The 18,414-nt window shown below is 47.0% G+C and carries 11 protein-coding genes; 1 reads left to right on the plus strand and 10 read right to left on the minus strand.

What is annotated here, in order from left to right; all coding sequences use genetic code 11:
• The 6 genes from ACTHMC_RS19690 to ACTHMC_RS19715 form a co-directional block, all read right to left on the minus strand.
• Window positions 1-431, minus strand: a 431-nt coding sequence (locus ACTHMC_RS19690; protein ID WP_440415691.1) for a metallophosphoesterase N-terminal domain-containing protein, incomplete at its 3' end; no start/stop codon positions are given.
• Between the two features lie 3 nt (window positions 432-434).
• Window positions 435-1,835 (minus strand): alpha amylase family protein, encoded by a 1,401-nt coding sequence (locus ACTHMC_RS19695; protein ID WP_440415692.1) that lies wholly within the window; start codon window positions 1,833-1,835, stop codon window positions 435-437.
• Window positions 1,836-1,924: 89 nt separating this feature from the next.
• Window positions 1,925-3,598 carry a DUF5018 domain-containing protein gene (locus tag ACTHMC_RS19700; protein ID WP_440415693.1) on the minus strand — a complete coding sequence of 558 codons (1,674 nt, stop codon included), beginning with the start codon at window positions 3,596-3,598 and terminating at the stop codon, window positions 1,925-1,927.
• 20 nt (window positions 3,599-3,618) lie between these two features.
• Window positions 3,619-5,253: a RagB/SusD family nutrient uptake outer membrane protein gene (locus tag ACTHMC_RS19705; RefSeq protein WP_440415695.1), complete on the minus strand. Its 1,635-nt coding sequence runs from the start codon at window positions 5,251-5,253 to the stop codon at window positions 3,619-3,621.
• A gap of 70 nt (window positions 5,254-5,323) precedes the next feature.
• Window positions 5,324-8,488 carry a SusC/RagA family TonB-linked outer membrane protein gene (locus ACTHMC_RS19710; protein WP_440415697.1) on the minus strand — a complete coding sequence of 1,055 codons (3,165 nt, stop codon included), beginning with the start codon at window positions 8,486-8,488 and terminating at the stop codon, window positions 5,324-5,326.
• Window positions 8,489-8,571: 83 nt separating this feature from the next.
• Window positions 8,572-9,741, minus strand: a complete 1,170-nt coding sequence (locus tag ACTHMC_RS19715) for a copper amine oxidase (RefSeq protein WP_440415698.1) — start codon at window positions 9,739-9,741, stop codon at window positions 8,572-8,574.
• Window positions 9,742-10,074: 333 nt separating this feature from the next.
• Here ACTHMC_RS19715 and ACTHMC_RS19720 point away from each other — a divergent pair, with 333 nt between their 5' ends.
• Window positions 10,075-11,292, plus strand: a complete 1,218-nt coding sequence (locus ACTHMC_RS19720) for an ROK family protein (protein ID WP_440415699.1) — start codon at window positions 10,075-10,077, stop codon at window positions 11,290-11,292.
• 156 nt (window positions 11,293-11,448) lie between these two features.
• Here ACTHMC_RS19720 and ACTHMC_RS19725 read toward each other — a convergent pair whose 3' ends face one another.
• From ACTHMC_RS19725 to ACTHMC_RS19740, 4 genes are all read right to left on the minus strand, one after another.
• On the minus strand, window positions 11,449-14,274 hold the full coding sequence (locus tag ACTHMC_RS19725; protein WP_440415701.1) for a M16 family metallopeptidase: 2,826 nt from the start codon (window positions 14,272-14,274) through the stop codon (window positions 11,449-11,451).
• Window positions 14,275-14,292: 18 nt separating this feature from the next.
• A complete protein-coding gene (locus ACTHMC_RS19730; protein WP_440415702.1) occupies window positions 14,293-15,651 on the minus strand; it encodes a MutS-related protein in 1,359 nt (452 codons plus the stop codon).
• Window positions 15,644-16,990 carry a MutS-related protein gene (locus ACTHMC_RS19735; protein WP_440415704.1) on the minus strand — a complete coding sequence of 449 codons (1,347 nt, stop codon included), beginning with the start codon at window positions 16,988-16,990 and terminating at the stop codon, window positions 15,644-15,646. The genes ACTHMC_RS19730 and ACTHMC_RS19735 overlap by 8 nt, the downstream gene beginning before the upstream one ends.
• Window positions 16,991-17,008: 18 nt before the next feature.
• Window positions 17,009-18,414, minus strand: a 1,406-nt coding sequence (locus tag ACTHMC_RS19740; RefSeq protein ID WP_440415706.1) for a Gldg family protein, incomplete at its 5' end; no start/stop codon positions are given.

Genomic DNA, 18,414 nt, shown 5'->3' on the forward strand with positions numbered 1-18,414 from the left:
TGGGATTGCATATCACTTACCACGTCATTACGATAGGTAGCCAGTTCTTCCCTGCTGGTGACCTGCACATCTGCCTGCGCAAAGAATACATGCTGATCATCATTGACTGGGTTGCGGATCAGGTTGAAATCATATGCGCTCCTATTGCTTTTCAATGGCTGATAGAAACGGGGAATAGTAGTGTCCCGCCTGGTAAGATAGCCTGCGGGAACAGATAGCTGTACAAATTGCTGACCGGCATCGGGATAAAGCGTATAATGTCCACGGGCATCTGTTCTGACCGTAGCCGTTCCACAACTCACCACAACATCTTTCACCCCTTTCCCTTCACAGCGCACACGTCCTGTGATCTTTTGCTGTGCCATGGCCGGCATGGCATTGATCAATACCAATACCAGCAGACAATAAATGCTGTTTGGGATCTTGTACATTTTTTATGGCTTGGATAAATAGTCGTCGATACCTTTCTTAACAGCACTCCAGTAATCGTATTTCTTGATATGGATGAGGTCGAAAATAAAATAGCCGTCGCAGGCGCTCATTGCTGCATCTACGGTCTGTGCAACCTGGGTGGGTTTGCCTCCGCCGGTCCAGCCTGAACCATTGCCTACATCAGGGCCGCCCACTACGGTATTGCTACCGATCATGCTCTTTGCCCTTTTGCAGAATCCTTCCACCGTCCATTCAGTGCTTCCATAGATGCTGCTGGTGGAAGCGTATGCGCCGATCATAGTGATATCCATCAGGTCTCCATAACCGTAATTCTTATAATCAGAATTGGCCCAGGAAGGATAGAATTGTGCAGTATTGTAGTCCGGGCCTGCCCAGTTCACCCCTACATCGTAATAAGTGGAATACCATCCTCCCACATATACGCCGAATTCCATTTTATTGTTCACCGATTTCACTTTCGTTCTGGCTTTCTCCATGAAGTCGTGGATGGTCTTTGCGCGGAAGGCCATCCATTGTTTGAAATATTTCGGCATGGTAGCAGGAAGCGGATAATAGGAAGTGCCGGGAACGATTACGTCATTGGGGAAATTCGTAACGGTTTCACCGATATAAGTCTCGAATTTGCTTTTCGCCTGTGGTGAAAAATCCGTCTGGAAATTATTGAAACGGGCACGGTCCAGGATAATGCCATCCACATTGTATTTGGCAAGATCCCCGATGATATTCAAAAGGAATTGCTGCACCGCATCGTTGTGGGGGTTCAGGAACTTCGTTCCATAATCGTTATCCGGATCGGTGGTGGCATCCAGGTCCATCACATTGATCAGGCCTGAGGGATGATTCATGGTGGAAGCCCAGTCTTTTTTGGAATTATCCCTGAACAACAAACCCTGTTGCCCCAGGCCATATGAATATTTGTTGCCGGCTACAAAAGTGTTGATGGCTGCATAGATCTTGAGCCCTTCTGTGCGGCAGGCATCTATGAAAGCCTGGAGGTAGTCCCAGGTTTCCGTTCGCTCATAGAATACATATCCTGCATCGCTCCAGTAATCCAGTTTATGCACCTGGTCAACCTGAGATGTCTGGAACAATGCGTCGCCCATGGTTGGGCGAACATCCAGCACAATGGCGGTGAGGCCGGCATCCTTTATCTTTTTGACATCCTGCTGGATCTTTGTTTTGTTATTGGCATAGTCCGGGAAATTGGCAGCGGCGTCTATCCAGACGATCCTGGGTTTCTTACTCTTATCATTACCCGGAGTAACAGGGTCCGGATCTCCCCAATCCCTGGTGATCTCTTTCGCTTCTTTTTTGCATGACATCAATGACATGCCTGACAATGTCAGCAAGAGCAGGGCTGCAACAAAATTCTTTCGATTCATCTGTAAAATGCTTTCGTGTTATGGTTTGTCAGATGTAAAGAAGTGGAGAGCTTTAATGACGGCCTCTCCACTTCTGCTCTCTGGCTATATTATTTGTCAATACAATCGAATTCATAACAGGCGAAGTTCCCTGTATTGAAGTCGATGGTGAATACCTGCATTTTGTATCCATCAGTGGTAGGTGCGATCAGCACATCACCGGATGCACTTACAATGGAACCCAGCTGGCCATAATTGGCCGAGAATACCAATGCATTGCTGGAATTCACATTGCCTGAGAAATTACCCATACCTGAAACATCATACAGGTACAGTTCTGAATTGATGCCCCAGTTGGGGAAATGGCTTGGGCAATAGAGCGCCAGGTATTTTGCATTGTTGAACTCTTTGGCATCGGTGAGGTTATTGTTGATACCCCATGCATTACCGGATGTTTGTGCCGCCAGGGATGCTGTCATGGCGCCGCTCTTGTTCAGGTAGTAAAGATTATCATTTCCACCATCGTAGAAGCCGATGAATGAACCATCATTGGCATCATTTGACCTGGATGACATCTTTCCGATATTCACACCGCTTCCCCAGTAAGGAATGCCGGATGCATCCACCACTTCGGCACTGCCTGCTACACCGCCATTCACAGTCCAGCGGACAAAAGATTTAGAGCCGGCTCCACTGGTGCCTTCACAGGTGGCAATGATCACCGCTTTATCATTCAGGTCTCCATTCACAGACAACTTGCTGCCCAGCGGGAAGCCGGAAGTGTTTGTCCAGGTGATAAAGGATGCAGGTGTGGCGGTCATGGAAGCTGACTTGTAGATCTTTACCGGTGCACCATTGGCTGCCTGGTCAAGCAGCAGGATATTGCCTTTTGCGTCGCTGGCAATAGCTCCGTTGCCGGCTGCAGCTCCGAGGGTCATTACCCCCACATATTTTCCGGTGCTCCTGTTATAATATTTTGGCGCTGATCCGTCACCGGTAGATACGGCCACGAAATTGCCGGATGCTGCCAGGCTGGGTTTGGAACCATTGGAATAACCCAGGTCATCCAGTTTCAGGTTGAAGCTCAGTGCCTGGGAACCCGACCTGAAGCCGTAAGTGATCTTTGGCGGCGCCATTTTCTGCACCTGGTATACTGTTTTGGAAACTCCGTCATGCGCCAGTACAGTGATGGTAGAAGGAGCGTTCAGGTTCATATGCGTCAGTGGCTCAACTACCGTGGCGTGTGGCGATACGGAAACTTCAACATCCACATTCGACAGGTCTTCCGCCGTGATCAGTGAAACAGTTTTTGCATTCTGATCTATCAATCCTGTAACACCGAGGGCTTCGATGGAGAAGAAGGTCAACGCTGATTTACTGGATTTTGTACGGACAGCGGAAATAGTGATATTCCTTACAGTGCCGTCCGCTCCGGTAAGCGTGAATGCATTCTCCTTGGTGAGATCAAGGATACTTAAGGAAGGGGAGATCTTTGCATTATTCACCAAAGCCGCTTCCAGCTTCATTTCCTTCATGTATACATCAGTCTCATTGGAGCTGCTCTCCGGATAGAACCAGGGTACCGGAATGATGATCTTCTCCTTTGCATTGGCAGGAATGAGGTACCGGATCGCTTCCTCGCCTCTGAAGGGACCGGAAGCAAACTTCACCGTTAAACTGCCCATATCTGCATCTGTTCCCACGGCAGGGACCAGATCAGGCTTCTGACAGGAACCCAGTGCTGTTGTTATAGCAACAAGTGTGAGGTATAATATCTTTTTCATAACAGTTGTGTGCTTAGAGATTAATTCCATTCAGGAAATTGTTTGATGGATACATTATTGGTGATCTCCGATGAAGGAAGCGGGAACCTGTACATTTTTTCAGGGAAATTCCGGTCTTGTTTGTCGCAGTCCACATAGGTATAAACAAACTGTCCGCTTCCATTCTTTTCGATCCTGAGGCCATGCACCCTTGTTCCTGTGAATGCCGTACTGGCCAGGCCCCAACGTCTCATATCCCAGTAATACAATCCTTCATAGGCCAGTTCAACCTTGCGTTCCTGTCTTATCTGTGCCAGTAAGGCTTCACCTGATTTATCGGTATATGGCAGGTTCACGCGTGTTCTGATCTGCCTCACGGCACTATTGGCCAGTGCGGGCGCACCGCTATGGTAGCAGGCTTCAGCATAGTTGAGCAATACTTCACCCAGGCGGAGGGCGATCCAGGGACGGGTGGAATTGTCCTTGCTCAGATCGATGCTCTCATCCAGGAATTTGCGCAGGAAATATCCGGTAACGGTCCTTCCTGCTGGTACTGCATCTGTTTTCCAGTTGGCGTATCCATCCTTTCCACCTACAAAAGCTTCTATGGTCCTGCCTTTCCAGCCAGCGCCATTATACAGCACTGATGCTTTGAAGCGGGGCTCCAATGCGTCATAGGGAGGTGTATTGGTGGTACCGGAAGTATTATGCCATTCAGACCAGTCGGGGAAACCTCCTGTGTTGGCCAGTTCGTAAGACTCCACCATCTCCTGGGGAGGTGTGCCATAAGCGCCGCTTCCTTCCTTGTCGCCACCGGGAGAATAAAAGGCGTCGAAGCTATGGGTGAATACACTCTTATTGAAGCTGTACTGGATAATGGCTTCCGTATTGCCGTCATTGAATGCATCTGCATAATTGCCGGTGAGCTGGTAATTCATTTTCAGAACTTCTTCCGCTGCAGACTTTGCCGCTTCCCAACGTTTTGCATACAGCATGGCGCGAGACATGAACCCATAAGCAGCACCACTGGTCAGCCTGCCTTTTGCATTGATCGAAACAGGCAGGTTCTGTCCTGCGAACGTGAGATCATTTTGTACGAAGTCCCATCCGGCAGCCTCTGTACTCAAAGGAGTGGATTTGGAAATTTTGGTAAGATCTTCATCGTAGATGATCACTTCCCTGTATCGTTTCAGCAGATCGAAATACAGGAATGCACGGAAGAAACGGATCTCAGCTTCGAGACGTTTTGCGTCATTGGCGGGCAGTGAACTGCCGTATTTTTTCAGGTTGCTCAACGCTTCGTTCACGCGGCGGATCTTATCATATACAGCGGACCAGGTGCCTAAATAAACCGATACATAACCTGCCGTCAGCACGGGGCCGCCATATGCCACCTCGTTAGGGATGAACATATAGGCGTTATAGGTCATGGAAGAATATTTGAGCATATCGGTAAACCCTTCGGTCATACCTGCTGAAGACTGCCCTGAATTGAAACTTCCGAAGTAGTTCAGATCGTGATAGAAATTGTTCACAGCAAGTTCTGCATACTCCACTTTGCTCCAGACCAGTTTGTCCGAAGCGGCATCAGTTGGGGTGAGGTCCAGGTATTTTTTACAGGAAGCAGTTCCGAGCAGCATTCCCAACACCATTGTATTGATCAATAATCTTTTCATTCTTTAATTTTTTAGACCATCAGGATGATCCTTCGCGGGGATCTTACAGGCCTGCGTTTGGGTGGATGGATTAAAAATTCAGAGTTACTCCGGCTGTGAAGATCTTTTGCTGTGGATAATAGCCATTGTTCACACGAGGAGCCTCAGGGTCGATGCCTTCAGGCAGGCCGGAGATGGTGAAAATATTCGATCCTTCCACAAACACACGGAGGCGGTTGATATGAAGTCTTTCCGTCAGTGATCTCGGAATGCTGTAGCCGATCTGGGCAGATTTCAGTCGCACATAAGAACCGTTCCGGAACCAGAAAGTGGAAGCCAGTCCGTTATCACCTCCATGTGTGGTTGAACTCAATGTCAGGCGTGGGAATGATCCATTGGGATTGTCCACGCTGTAAGCGTTCTCCACCAGGAAGAGGGGTGAGTTGGCGCCTTCCTTGAAGGTTTGCGTCCAGATGGTGTTATCATCATAACCATTGTAGTAAGTACCGGTCATGGATACATCAAACCTGGCACCTCCGGTGAATTGTGCGTTGAAATCGAAACCATTCCATTCTGCTCCAAGGTTCAGACCATACATCAGTTCCGGACGGTTGGGCCTTCCGATCAGACCTCTGTCCTGGTAATCGATCTTTCCATCTCCATTCAGGTCTCTGTACCTGATATCTCCCACATTGGGGCGGCTTCCGTACCATGCAGCCTCATCGATCTCCTTTTCAGAACGGAATAATCCATCGGCTACCCAGCCGGAGATAACGCCTATCTTTTTACCGCTGACCTTCTGGATCTCGGGATCATTGGGGCTGTCGTTATACCGTACCCATCTGCTGGTTGCATAGCTGAAATTGGGGGCGATGGTATACCTGAATGGTTTGCCTGCCACCTGAAGGGTATTCTGATGTTTCAGTAACAGCTCAAATCCTTTTGAATCTGTTTTTCCGAAATTCTCATACGTGAAATAATAGCCGCCCATGGAGGGGGGATAACCGGATGACATGGACATCAGGATATCATAGGTGTAGGTATAGAACACATCGAATTCTGCGCTCAGCAATCCTTTCAGGATGCTCAGGTCGAAACCGGCATTGTATGAGAGCGTTTTTTCCCAAGAAAGATTGGGGTTGGCAATTACGCTGGTGTACATGGAATTGCTGATATTGCCATTCAATGGCAGCTTGTTGCCAAATGAATAAGTGCTCAGGTAAGAATAAGCGCTTACATTATCATTACCCAGCAGACCCACCGATGCCCTGATCTTCAGGTCATCCAGGAAGGTATACTTTTCCATGAAATTCTCTTTGGATACTCTCCAGGCCACAGAGGCAGATGGAAAGAAGCCCCATCTCTTGCCGTCCACATTCCCGGAAAATTTATAAGAGCCATCATAACGACCGGTGAACTCTGCCATGTATTTGCTGGCGTAATCATACCTGGCGCGGAATACATAGCCTACAGACCTGGTTTGGTTGCTGCCTCCGCCAATGGGAGAATTGGCCGGCGTACCCAGTCCTAACTCCGGCAGTTCAGGGAACATGATATCCTTTGCGTAGGCAGAATGACTATTCGATTTATAGTCGCGCACCTCGGCAAGCACCAGGGCATCAACAGCATGCTGTCCGAACTTTTTGTCGTAGGCAAGACTTGTCTGGCTAACCAGCTGTTGTGCATTCGTCTGGCCTTCGCCGAGTGAGTTGAAGTTCACACTTTTTGCATCCAGCATTTTTACGAACTGGTGCTGGTTGGTACCATCGGGCAGGCTGATGGCGTTTACATAATAAAATTTGTCCAGGTTCTTATTGCGGGTGGTCCATGCATCGAAAGAACCATAGGTCTTCAGTTTCAAACCCTGTACCCAGGGGATCTGCCAGGTCAGGCCGAGATTGGTCTGAAGGTCGATGCCATTGGTTTTTTTGTAACCCGACTCATAGATGGCAGCCAGCGGGCTGTTGGGAATGGCCGAGTTATTACGGGGAGGCACACCTGTATACAGGCCCTGGTAAGTTTCGGGAAGATAAGGGTGCATGGCGATGGTCTGCTTTCCAATGGAGAACCAGCCCAGCTCTCCCGCATAAGGATCAGAATCCGTACCACCTGCGCCATAACCTGGAGTTTGTTTATTGGTAACGGCGCCTGCCACACCCAGGTCGAAGGTGAGGTTCTTAGCTACCTGGGCGGATATATTCGTTCTGAGGTTATACCGTTTGAAATTGAAATTGTCGATATTACCTTTCTGATCCTGCATACCGAGTGAAGCAAAGTATTTCAGATTCTCTTTGCTACCCTGCAGGGAGAGGCTATGACGTACATTCCGGCCTTCGCCAAATACTTTGTCGATATAATTGACATTGTCCCATCCATCCGTAGGATCCCCGTTTCTCATTTTCTCTATATCCGATTTCTTAAAAATGGGGGTATACTCGTTTTCGTTGGCAATGGTGCCGTTGGCGAGTTGGTCCATCATGTCTGCCATATTGTAATAATGGGCAAACTGCGGACCGTTCATGAAGCGGGGAAAATTGGCATTCAGGGAAATGCCTGAGGTACCGGTATAGTTGATGGTAGGGGTTGCGCCCGATCCTTTTTTAGTGGTGATGATCACTACCCCACCTGCCGCCTGAAGCCCGTAAACAGCGGCGGAGGCACCATCCTTCAAAACAGAAACACTTTCAATGTCGTTAGGATCTATATCATTGATGGAACGTGGGATACCGTCAACAATATAAGTAACCCCAACCCTTGAACCGCGGATGCGGAGGGCTGCCTGATCACTTCCCGGCTCGCCAGACTCCTGTACAGATGAAATACCCGGCAGCCGCCCGCCCAGCAGGCTGGAAACGTTGGTGGCAGGTCCTTTCAGAAGGTCTGTACCTTTCAGTGTGGATACGGCGCCGGAAAGAGTTCCTTTCTTTTGCGAGCCATATCCCACCACCACAACATCGTTCAGTGCTGCTACATCGCGTTTCAATATCACATCAGGTACGGAATTCCCGCTGACGGCAATTTCCTGGGGCAGCATACCGATGTAAGAGAAGATCAGGACTGCGCCATTCTGAGCATTGATGGAATATTCGCCGCTACTGTTGGTAAGGGAATTCGAACTGCTTCCTTTTACCGAAACAGTCACTCCGGACAAAGGCTTGCGGCCTTCATCCAGCACTATTCCTTTTACCTGACGTTGAGCAAATGCGGAAAAATAACTTCCGGTGAACAATACAATCAATAGTAACCAATGGCGCATGCCAATACTATTAACTTTTGACTTAGAACATAGCATAATGCTTGGTTGTGATATTTGAACAATAAAAACTGATTATTATTTGTTTACAGATCCACTGGAACAAGGATCAGGGGAGTGGGCAAACAAGAGGCTCCCGGTGGTGAGTAAGTGAAGTTGATCTCCTGTATCTCTTTAGAGGGATCCGGCCTGAAGATCTCAATAAGGATCGCTTCCGGCTTGCCTTTGGTGATCAATTGACTTGAAGGATACTGCCTTACGGTCTTTTTCATGCGGGCATCATACAGGGCCATGGTAAGCCCCATGCCTCCGCACCACTGGCCATTGTCAGATCTGGCATTCCAGGTGATCAATGCCAGCCCTTTACCGTTGGTGCTTTTCCATTTCAGGTTGGTATTATAAAGTACGCCATAGTTGCCGGCATTCTTCGCATCCTGTTTTTCTGCGCCAATAGTGCCCGTGATCCAGGGATCATCTTCCCCATCGGCAACGATGAGCTGACAAACACCATTTTGAGTATCGATCGTATCCCTGTTGGTGATCTTGTAATTCGATACAGGAAAAACTCCCCTGCCTGCATTCACGTGACTGAAAGGGATTAGGGTATCGATGGCGGGAAATGCTTTGGGGCCTGATTTCTCCGGTGCTGTCTGCAACACACTGATCAATGCCGGCTGATCGATCACAAACTCATAAAACCCATGGACCAGCTCATCATAATGGACCACCTGCTTTTCTAATTTTTCATCAATGGCGATCACTGCTCCCGGTTTCACCACCCGCAGGTTATTGACCTCATTGGAGGTAAAGAAATCCTGCAAGCCCTGTTTACCGATCTGGAAATAGTTGGTGCTGGGTTTTTGAGAGGAGTATTTGAGCATCCTGATACGCATATCCTCCTTACCCAGGTTCCTGATCACAGCCGAGATCTTTCTTGGCATCTTCTGCGGTACCGTTACACCGTTCACATTATATACATATAACCTGACCGCCCCCGGGCTCACTTCTTCCTGCAGGGCGATCGCCTCAGGAATACGGATATATTCCGGATCATCTGAGATAATGAATTGTGGTCCCGGCTGAATGGTTTTGTGGTAGCTGATCTTAGGCAATTTCTCTGTGAGGAAACCTTCCAGCAGAACGATATCCCCCGGCCTGGCGCCCGTAAGTTTTTTAGAGATCTGTTCTGGGCTTGTTTGTGCCTGTGCTGCGGATGCGATGGAAAGTAAAATGAAAAAAAATCGTAATATTCTCATAACAGATGGTTAAGGGGTTTTAGAGAGTATCGGATGTTTTTACAGCTGGCCCTCCGGAATCACAACAAATGAAAACCCGACCATCACAAGTCCAGGCATAGAGAGCCGGAAACTGGATTGAGCTTTGGCTATAGCAACCGTATTTCCAGTCCAAATTATGAAAATTATTATTAAAAACCCTTTACTTAATATATTTTTTTATTAAGATCATGATATTTTGACATTAATATTTTAAATAAAGGCTTTTGTTGTACATTCTCCGGCCTGGCAGTCCCCACTTTCAAAAAACTTTTCTTAAGTGTATCTTCACCCGGAAATACTATAAATTCTGTTATGACATTTTGGAATGATCTGGAAAATGAAAACAAATCGGGCATTGCTTTCAGGAACAGCTCTGTAAAAAAGGAGATCATCAGCATTCTATCGTTTTCTGGTAACAAAACAATCTCTGAGTTAAGTAAGCTGTTGTTGTTGAGTGTGCCGAAAATAACCAACCTGATCAATGAGTTGATCGCCCATGGCATCGTCAGTGACTTCGGAAAATCAGGAGCAGCCAGTGGGCGTAAACCCAGCATTTATGGGCTGGTGGCAGATTCAGGTTTTTTCCTGGGGGTGGACGTGAAGCAAAACCATGTTAACATCGGGCTGGTAGATCTTAGCAAGAAGCTGATCGCCGTTTCGGAAAATATTCCTTACAAACTCTCTAATGAAAAAGGATCGCTCGATGAGTTGTGTGCGATCATCAGGTCTTTTATCGTCAGCGCCCCGGTGTCTGACGAAAAGATCCTGGCCATGGGGCTGAACCTGTCTGGCCGTATCAATTACAGTACGGGTTACAGTTATAGTTTTTTCCATTTCAGTGAAGTGCCGCTCAGTGTATATATGGAGCAAACGATCGGAATAAAGACCTTTATTGAAAATGACTCCAGAGCGATGGCCTTCGGTGAGTTCATTGCCGGTACTGTAAAGCATGAAAAGAATGTATTGTTCCTCAATCTGGATTATGGCATCGGGATGGGGATCATCATCAATGGTCAGCTTTATTATGGTAAGTCGGGCTTTGCGGGTGAGCTCGGCCATATTCCCTTCTTTGATAATGAAATCATTTGTCAGTGTGGTAAGAAAGGCTGCCTGGAAACCGAAGCTTCCGGGAGGGCGCTGACACAGTTGTTCGGGGAAAAGATAGAGAATGGTTATGCCAGCAGTATCACCAGGGAGGTTCCTGTAAAAGACATCAAGCTGTTCCACATTATTCAGGCAGTGAAAGGAGATGATGTGCTGGCCATCGACCTGGTTGCAGAGATCGGGGAAAAGCTGGGAAAAGGCATAGCCATGCTGATCAACCTGTACAACCCTGAACTGATCGTATTGGGAGGTGCATTGGCTGAAACGGCCGAATATATTCTGCTCCCGATCAAAAGCGCTATCAAAAAGTATTCTCTCAACCTGGTGAATACGGATACCCAGATAAGGCTTTCTCAGTTAAAGGAAAAAGCCGGAGTAGTTGGGGCCTGTCTGCTGGCAAGGGACAGGGTGCTGGAAGCGCGCTGAGACTGCACGAAGAATTTCAGATATTCAGGATCGTAGCTGATCAGTCATCTGGCAGCATCAGGAAAATATAACAGGAAACGATCAATACACAATGTGCAGGTGATCCCGGCACATTGTGTATTGATCGTCTACCCGAAGCGGAAGCTAAAACTGTTGTCAGTTCTCAGGCGACAACACGAATATTTTCAAATTGTTTGTATTCAGGTATTTTTTCGCGGCCTCCTTAAAGCTCTGTGCAGTCACCGCTTCAATTCGTTTTGTTGCCTCTGTGATGTCTTTAGGCTCTTTGCCCAATTGCAATTTAGCGCATATCTGGCTAAGCCAGTATTCGTTCTTCCTGAGCTGAACTTCCATGCTCTTTGCAAACTCCGCTTTGAATTTGGTCAATTCACCAGAAGATGCACCATTGACAACCAGCTTTTTCAATTCGTCTTTAGCAGCCATCGTCAGCTTCTCAACCATTACTGGTGCGCAAGTAAACCCAATACGCAGCTCATACCGTTTGCTATTATCCAGCATGCTCAGTGAGATACCAGGTGAATAAACCTCATGCTCTGTCCCGCGAAGCCTTTCCGTCATCCTAAGTTGTACGATATCCCTGATGGCCGTCATATTTCCTACCACATTGCTGTCTTCCGCATAAATTCCATCCAGGATCATTGTTACTGTAGACCGGTCTGTCTTCCCTTTTTGAATGAGCTTGGTGAACCCACCTTCAGGATATGCATATTGAATGTAATTGGTACCTTCATTCCTGTTCAGCGAAGGAAGACCTGCCAGATATCGCTGCACCAGCGGTTTGATCGATTTAAGATCGAAGCTTCCCACGAATACAAAAGTGAAATCAGAAAAATCAGCAAAACGTTCTTTGAATATTTTAAGAGAGACCTCCGGATCGATCATATCCACTCTTTCCGCAAAAGCCGCTCTTTTACGAAAGTGATGGCCGTACATGACGGCATTGATAGAATCAGCATATACATTTGACGGCCTGCTGTATCTTTTCATGGCCCTGTCTTTCGCTTCTTTGAGTACGCCAGCAACCAGTTCCTTATCCAGTCTGGGTTGAGTAAAATTGAGATACATCAGTTGAAAAGTGGATTCCAGGTCCTTTTTACTGGTGTTCGCATTCACCCCTTCATAGTTTTCGCTGATAAAAGGATTTACCTGCATGATCTTTCCCGTCAACACCCTCGATAATGTTTTACTTTCCAGCTCACCAACACCTCCCCTCGAGAGGATCCCTACAGCATCGATGGCCGACTGATAATCCTTATCCGGATAGAGCGAACTTCCTCCCAAACTGAAACCGGCAATCAATATCTGATCGTTCCTGAAATCAGTTGGTTTGAGTACCACTTTTATTCCATTACTTAATTTCCAGGTAGTGATTCCCATTTCCTGATCTGTAGTTTCCGAAATGATGCTCCCTCCTTTCGGTAATTCGTTCATCAGTTTCCTGGTCACTTTCTTTTCTTCCTGAACAACCAGTTCCTCTTTATCCACCTCAGCTGTCCATTTCTCCAGTTCTTCCACGCCAGGAAGCTGTTCCTGTTCATTCAATGGTGCTATCACATAGAAATCCCTGTTCTTATGATTGCAGAACTTTTCAATGACCGCCTGAACTTCTTCCAGCCCGATATTTTTGATATGCCGATTGTAGAATTCATTGTAGAATTCAGCGGATGGATAAGGAATATTCTTCAAAAAAGCGTTTACATATACCGCTATATAGCTTTGAGAAGTAACCTTGTTCCGCTCTCCAAACTGATAATCCCTTTTTTCAATAAAGGAAGCCTTCGCGCGATCCAGTTCATGCTGGTCAAAGCCTGATACTTTCACCTTGCGGATCTCACGCATGATGGCCTTGAACCCTTTTTCGTATTCACCGGGGTTCACCGTAACATTTACAGAAGCTGATCCCAGCGAAGCGAACAGGTTTTCAATTTTTACACTTCCACTCAGAAAAGGCATTTCAGCGCCTCTCCGCAAATCATTATTACGGTTGGCCAGCATTGTATTGAAAAGGCTGACGATCATGGAATTCCTCAGGTCCAGCTCAGATTGTATCTTGTCCGGTGCAGGATATTTATGCAGTACCTGGATAGTGGTATTGGTGATCTCTTCATCCAGGATCGTCTGAAAATGTTCCCTTTCTATTTGCGGTATCTTCACTTCCTCCGGTTGAACGCCATTGGAATTCTTTTTCAGATCGCTGAAAAGGGCAATGATCTTTTTCTCCATTTCAGCTGCATCAAAATCACCTACTGCAATGATCGACTGCAGATCAGGCCGGTACCAGTCCTGATAGAATTTTTGCAGATCGGCAGCCTTTGCATTTTTCAATACACTATCGATGCCGATGGGTGATCTCTCTGCATATTTAGCCCCATTCAACAGGTTAAACAGGCTTTGCTCCCTGATGCGCTGCTCCAATCCCTGACGCTGTCTTTTCTCAGCCAGGATGATACCGCGTTCTGCATTCACGCCGGCTTCAGTGATCTCGATATTCCGGGCCCAATCTTTCAGGATAGCCAGGCCGGTGCCGATCAGATTGCTGTCCGTAGGAATGGGAAGCTGGTACACTGTTTCATCATAACTGGTATATGCATTCAGGTCAGCCCCGAATTTAACGCCTGCCTTTTCCAGGAAATCGATGACTGTATTTCCGGGAAAATTCTTTGTTCCGCGAAATGCCATATGCTCTAAAAAATGCGCCAGGCCCCGCTGTTCAACGGTCTCATGAACGGAACCGATCTTATTCACCAGGTAAAGCACCGCCCGGTTCTCCGGATTCCTGTTCTTACGGATATAATACTTCAAACCATTCGGTAACTCACCGGTAACAACAGCCGAATCATCCGGCAATATCTTTTTATCCAATCCTTCCAATGAAACTTTATCATCTTTACAGGATACTGCACCGATCATCAATAGAAACAACACCAGAATACCAGCTCTTCGTTTTATCAGAATGCTCATAATGGAAAAATAAAATGATTAACTATTACACAATTTCTTTGATGGGAAAAGATCAAAGATCCCTTCCTGGCGGATGATCATCATACCATGACGGTCATCCGAAATCCCCTCCTGCAGCGTATAGGTATACCGGGTAGCATTTCCATCCAGTAAAGAGGGCATGTATTTATACTGGATGCCAACAGCTTCCTGTTGCAGCAGGGAGCCCACTTCAACTATATGGGTGCTCAGTACAAACAGGCTCTGCCTGTAACCCAACATGGCTTTGGCCACGCCGGAAGTGGCATCGAAGGCATCCTTCACATTGGTTCCTTTAAAAAGCTCATCAAAAATGATCAGCAGCTTCTTTCCCGCCGCCACTTCAACAGCCACATCCTTCACACGCAATACTTCCGCGTAGAAATGACTATAACCTTTGCTGATATTATCGGGCAAATTGATGGATGAATAGAAACCATCGTAAACAGTGGTTTCCATTTCCCTTGCAGGAACAGGAAATCCCATGTGCGACAGGTAAAAACAAATACCGATGGTTTTCATGAAGGTGGACTTACCAGCCATATTGGCTCCTGTAAGGAACAGCAGGTTTTGCCTGGCATCCAGTTGCAGATCATTCCCAATGGCTTTTTTCAGGCCCGGATGGTATGCGCCCCTTAGTTTCAGCAGCGCCTGCCTTCCCTGGCTGATCAACGGAAAACAATAGTTCTTCTCATCTGCCAATTGTGCAATCCCCAGGAAAAGGTCCAGCTCATAACAATCGCGGAGCAGCTCAAGGAACAATTCATGATGAGCGCCGCGCAGGAATGATTCATACTTACCCAGCTGCAAAACCGATAAACCACCGGCCCCCATATCCTTATCAGATTGCTCCAGCAACCTGTTCTGTAGTAAAGGAAGGTATCGCCTGGTCAGGTTTTGCAAATACCCGGAATCAATGCCGGCCAATGTTCCCCGGAACCAATCACGAAGTTTCAGCAATGCCTTTAAACTATCGGTAACCAGTGCATTCACATGCTCCTGCTCTTCTTTCATACCGGCTATTGCTTTGGATCTTCTTTTGAGGACCTCTGTAAAAAGCCTGGCCTTGCTTACCGGTGCAAAACTTGTGATGTATTGTTCCAGCGCGCCAAACTCCTTTTCTTCCACCGGAAAAAAAAGCCCCTTCCCTGCCAGAGACCCGATACTGCGCTGCCGTTCTTCAATAGCCCGGGCATCTGTGAGGGGATGCTGAAAATACTGTTCCAGCAACTGCTCTCCTCCTTTCGTTTTTGTTCGGTTAAAAAGAGAAAAAACAGAATCAGCTTTATACTTGCCCAATAAGTTAAGGTCATCCATAGTCTGCTTATCGGTACAAAACGATTTCACTTCCTTATTCATAGTATTGTGCTTTCTTTCCATTCTCTAAAATGTCCAGGATACCTTCGTTTTGAATGATCAGCATACCATGACGGTCCTGCGTTACCCCTTCTGTTAAAACATACGTGTATATGGGCATATTCCCCTTCATTACAGTTGGCATATAGGAATACCGGATATTGCTGCAGCGCTCGCGCAGGTCATCCGCCGCCTCAATAATATGGGTAGACACCAGCATCAGACTGTTTTCCAGTTCTGAATAAAGGGAAGTAACGGCAACGGTGGCTTCATGTGCATCTTTCACATTCGTTCCCCGGAATAATTCATCGAATATGATGATGAGCTTTTTCCCTGCTGCCAGCTCCATGGAAACTTTCTTCACACGTAGTACTTCTGCATAAAAATGACTATGTCCCATTTGTATACTATCGGACAGATTGATGGTAGTATAAAGACCATCATTTACCGTAAACTTCATGGAAGCAGCAGGAATGGGAAAACCGATATGTGCCAGAAAAACAGTAATGCCAAAGGATTTCATCAGCGTGGATTTACCCGCCATATTAGCCCCTGTCAGGAATAACACGCGCTTCGATGCATTCATTTGTATATCATTCCCCAATGCTCCGGGCACCAGCGGATGATAGAAGCCCTTTATATCCAGTTGCTGACCGCCATCGGGCAGCAGTTCCGCAAAAGACAGCTTCCTTTCCCTGGCAACCGTAGCAACGGAAATATAGATATCTAACCAGTATACATACTCTAAGATGGTTTGCAGCTGATCGTAATGGGTAAATCGAAAGAACCTGTCGCAGGAAGTTATTTGCTCAAAAGACAATTTGCTGTCCAGCGATGCATATACCAGCCTGAATTCCTGATCATCCAGTATGGCTTTTACCTCTTTTTGCATTTTTTGAAAAGAGGTATCATACCCGTTGTCAGCAGTTTTTTCCAGGAATGCGTTCAGGTGGGTCAAACACTCCCCTATTGCCTTGAGGGCCTTTTGTGTGAAGTTCAACTGCGTGTCTACCCCCAACCATTTGTTCAGCTTGCTCTCCATGGTCTCCCCATCCGCTCTCAGCAGGGTCCTGCTATCCCGATCGGATAAATAGGCCACCATCACCTCTATCCACACCCCTTCCAGCGGAAAGGCAGCCGAAGACCTGCAAAAGAATTGTATCGTTTCACTCCGGTCCCTGATCTCTGTTATTCCTGTGGTGGGATAATGAAAGAGTTGCTCCAGCTTCATAGCCCCGCCGGTAGTATAGGTCCGGTTAAAGAGGGAATAAACCGACTCTTTTCCTTTTTTACCGAAGATGTTCAAATCATCCAGGGTTTGCTTATCTGCATTGAAGATCATAACTGCTTCTGTTTTTAATTACCTGGCCCTTCTTCTCATCCAAATAAATACACCCCCCAGCGCCAGCACCAGTGGAAATCCGATTTTCAGCAATCCCCCCACCATCTTCCAGGATTTCGAATAATTGATCTTGTTATCTACGGGTGGCGCCAGTCGCATATCGATGGGCGCTTTCCCATCACTCAACCAGAAGAAGGCGGCTGCAATCAGGAAATAATTGCCGGCTCTCACTTTCGGGCGGTTGATCCCCAGCTCTTTATTGCTCAACCAGTCCGCATCACCGGTTACCAGTATCTTTTGAAGTTTATCATTCACAGTTCTGCTCAATGCCAGTACAGCAGGGTATTCCTGTTCCGATTCTCCTTTTTCAACATCCAGCACCGGCAGGTTATCAATGGTATTGAAACTGTCCTTTTCAAGCCAGACGCCGGATGCAGGCGTTCTGAAAAGCGTAGTAGCCTCAAATCCTTTAGATGGATCGAATTGCAGTACTGAACTTCCCGCAAGCGCCAGTGAATAATTTTGTTTCTTCATATCCTCCAACTGAAAGGAGAATTTAACAGCTTCATCGGAAGGACGCAGGGCAACAACATCGGGTTGAATATCTTTATTGGCATGCACAAGCGTACCAGGCAGGAATTTCACGCCGATCTCCCTGGTGATCTCATTCATTTGAGTATTGACATCCGGTTCGCCTGCAATGATCAGGTTGCCACCTTTGGCGATATATTTTTCCAGGTTTTGCTGCTCGATGGGAGAACAGGATTTCCTTGGCTCTGCAATCACGAGGATTTGGATATCGGCAGGTACTTCCGATGCCAGGGAAATATTGGTAAAATCAAATCCCTGGTTCAGCATGGAGTGGCGGAATGTTTTTTCCTCGGTTACCATGTTATACCCCCTGTCCTGGTTTGAATTGCTTTGGCGCTCTCCATGTCCTTCCACAAAACCCACTTTCGGAAGTTCCATCACCAGGCGCTTCAGGGCGGCCGTTATCTCGGCTTCACTGGGATGCACATACATGTCATTGAATATACGCAGGAATGTTTTCTGTCCATTTGCCGCTTCCAGTACATGCACATAACGGTAATTCTCACCCGACAGATCCACTTCGTCGCTGATCTCATCATAGGCTTTCACATCGAAAGACCAGTCATTCAGGATCTTCATAGAGTCCATTCTTTCTGAATCGGACAGGTCGGGGAAGCGGGTTTCGAGGTAGGGGTTATTGGCGCGATGGTAGTACAGGGTTTGCTTCAGTTTCATATCCGGCTTGAAGCGGAGATATTTTTCAAAACGTTTAACTTCCTGCTTATAGTTTTTCGGTAATCCATAATAGTAATTCCTGTCCAGCATATTAGCATAGGTATGGATGGTCAGCGGACCTTTCAGCATGTCAACCACTTTCTGGCTGTTCCCGCTGA

It is taken from the genome of Pseudobacter sp. (assembly GCF_051955275.1).
Classification (GTDB): Bacteria; Bacteroidota; Bacteroidia; order Chitinophagales; family Chitinophagaceae; genus Pseudobacter.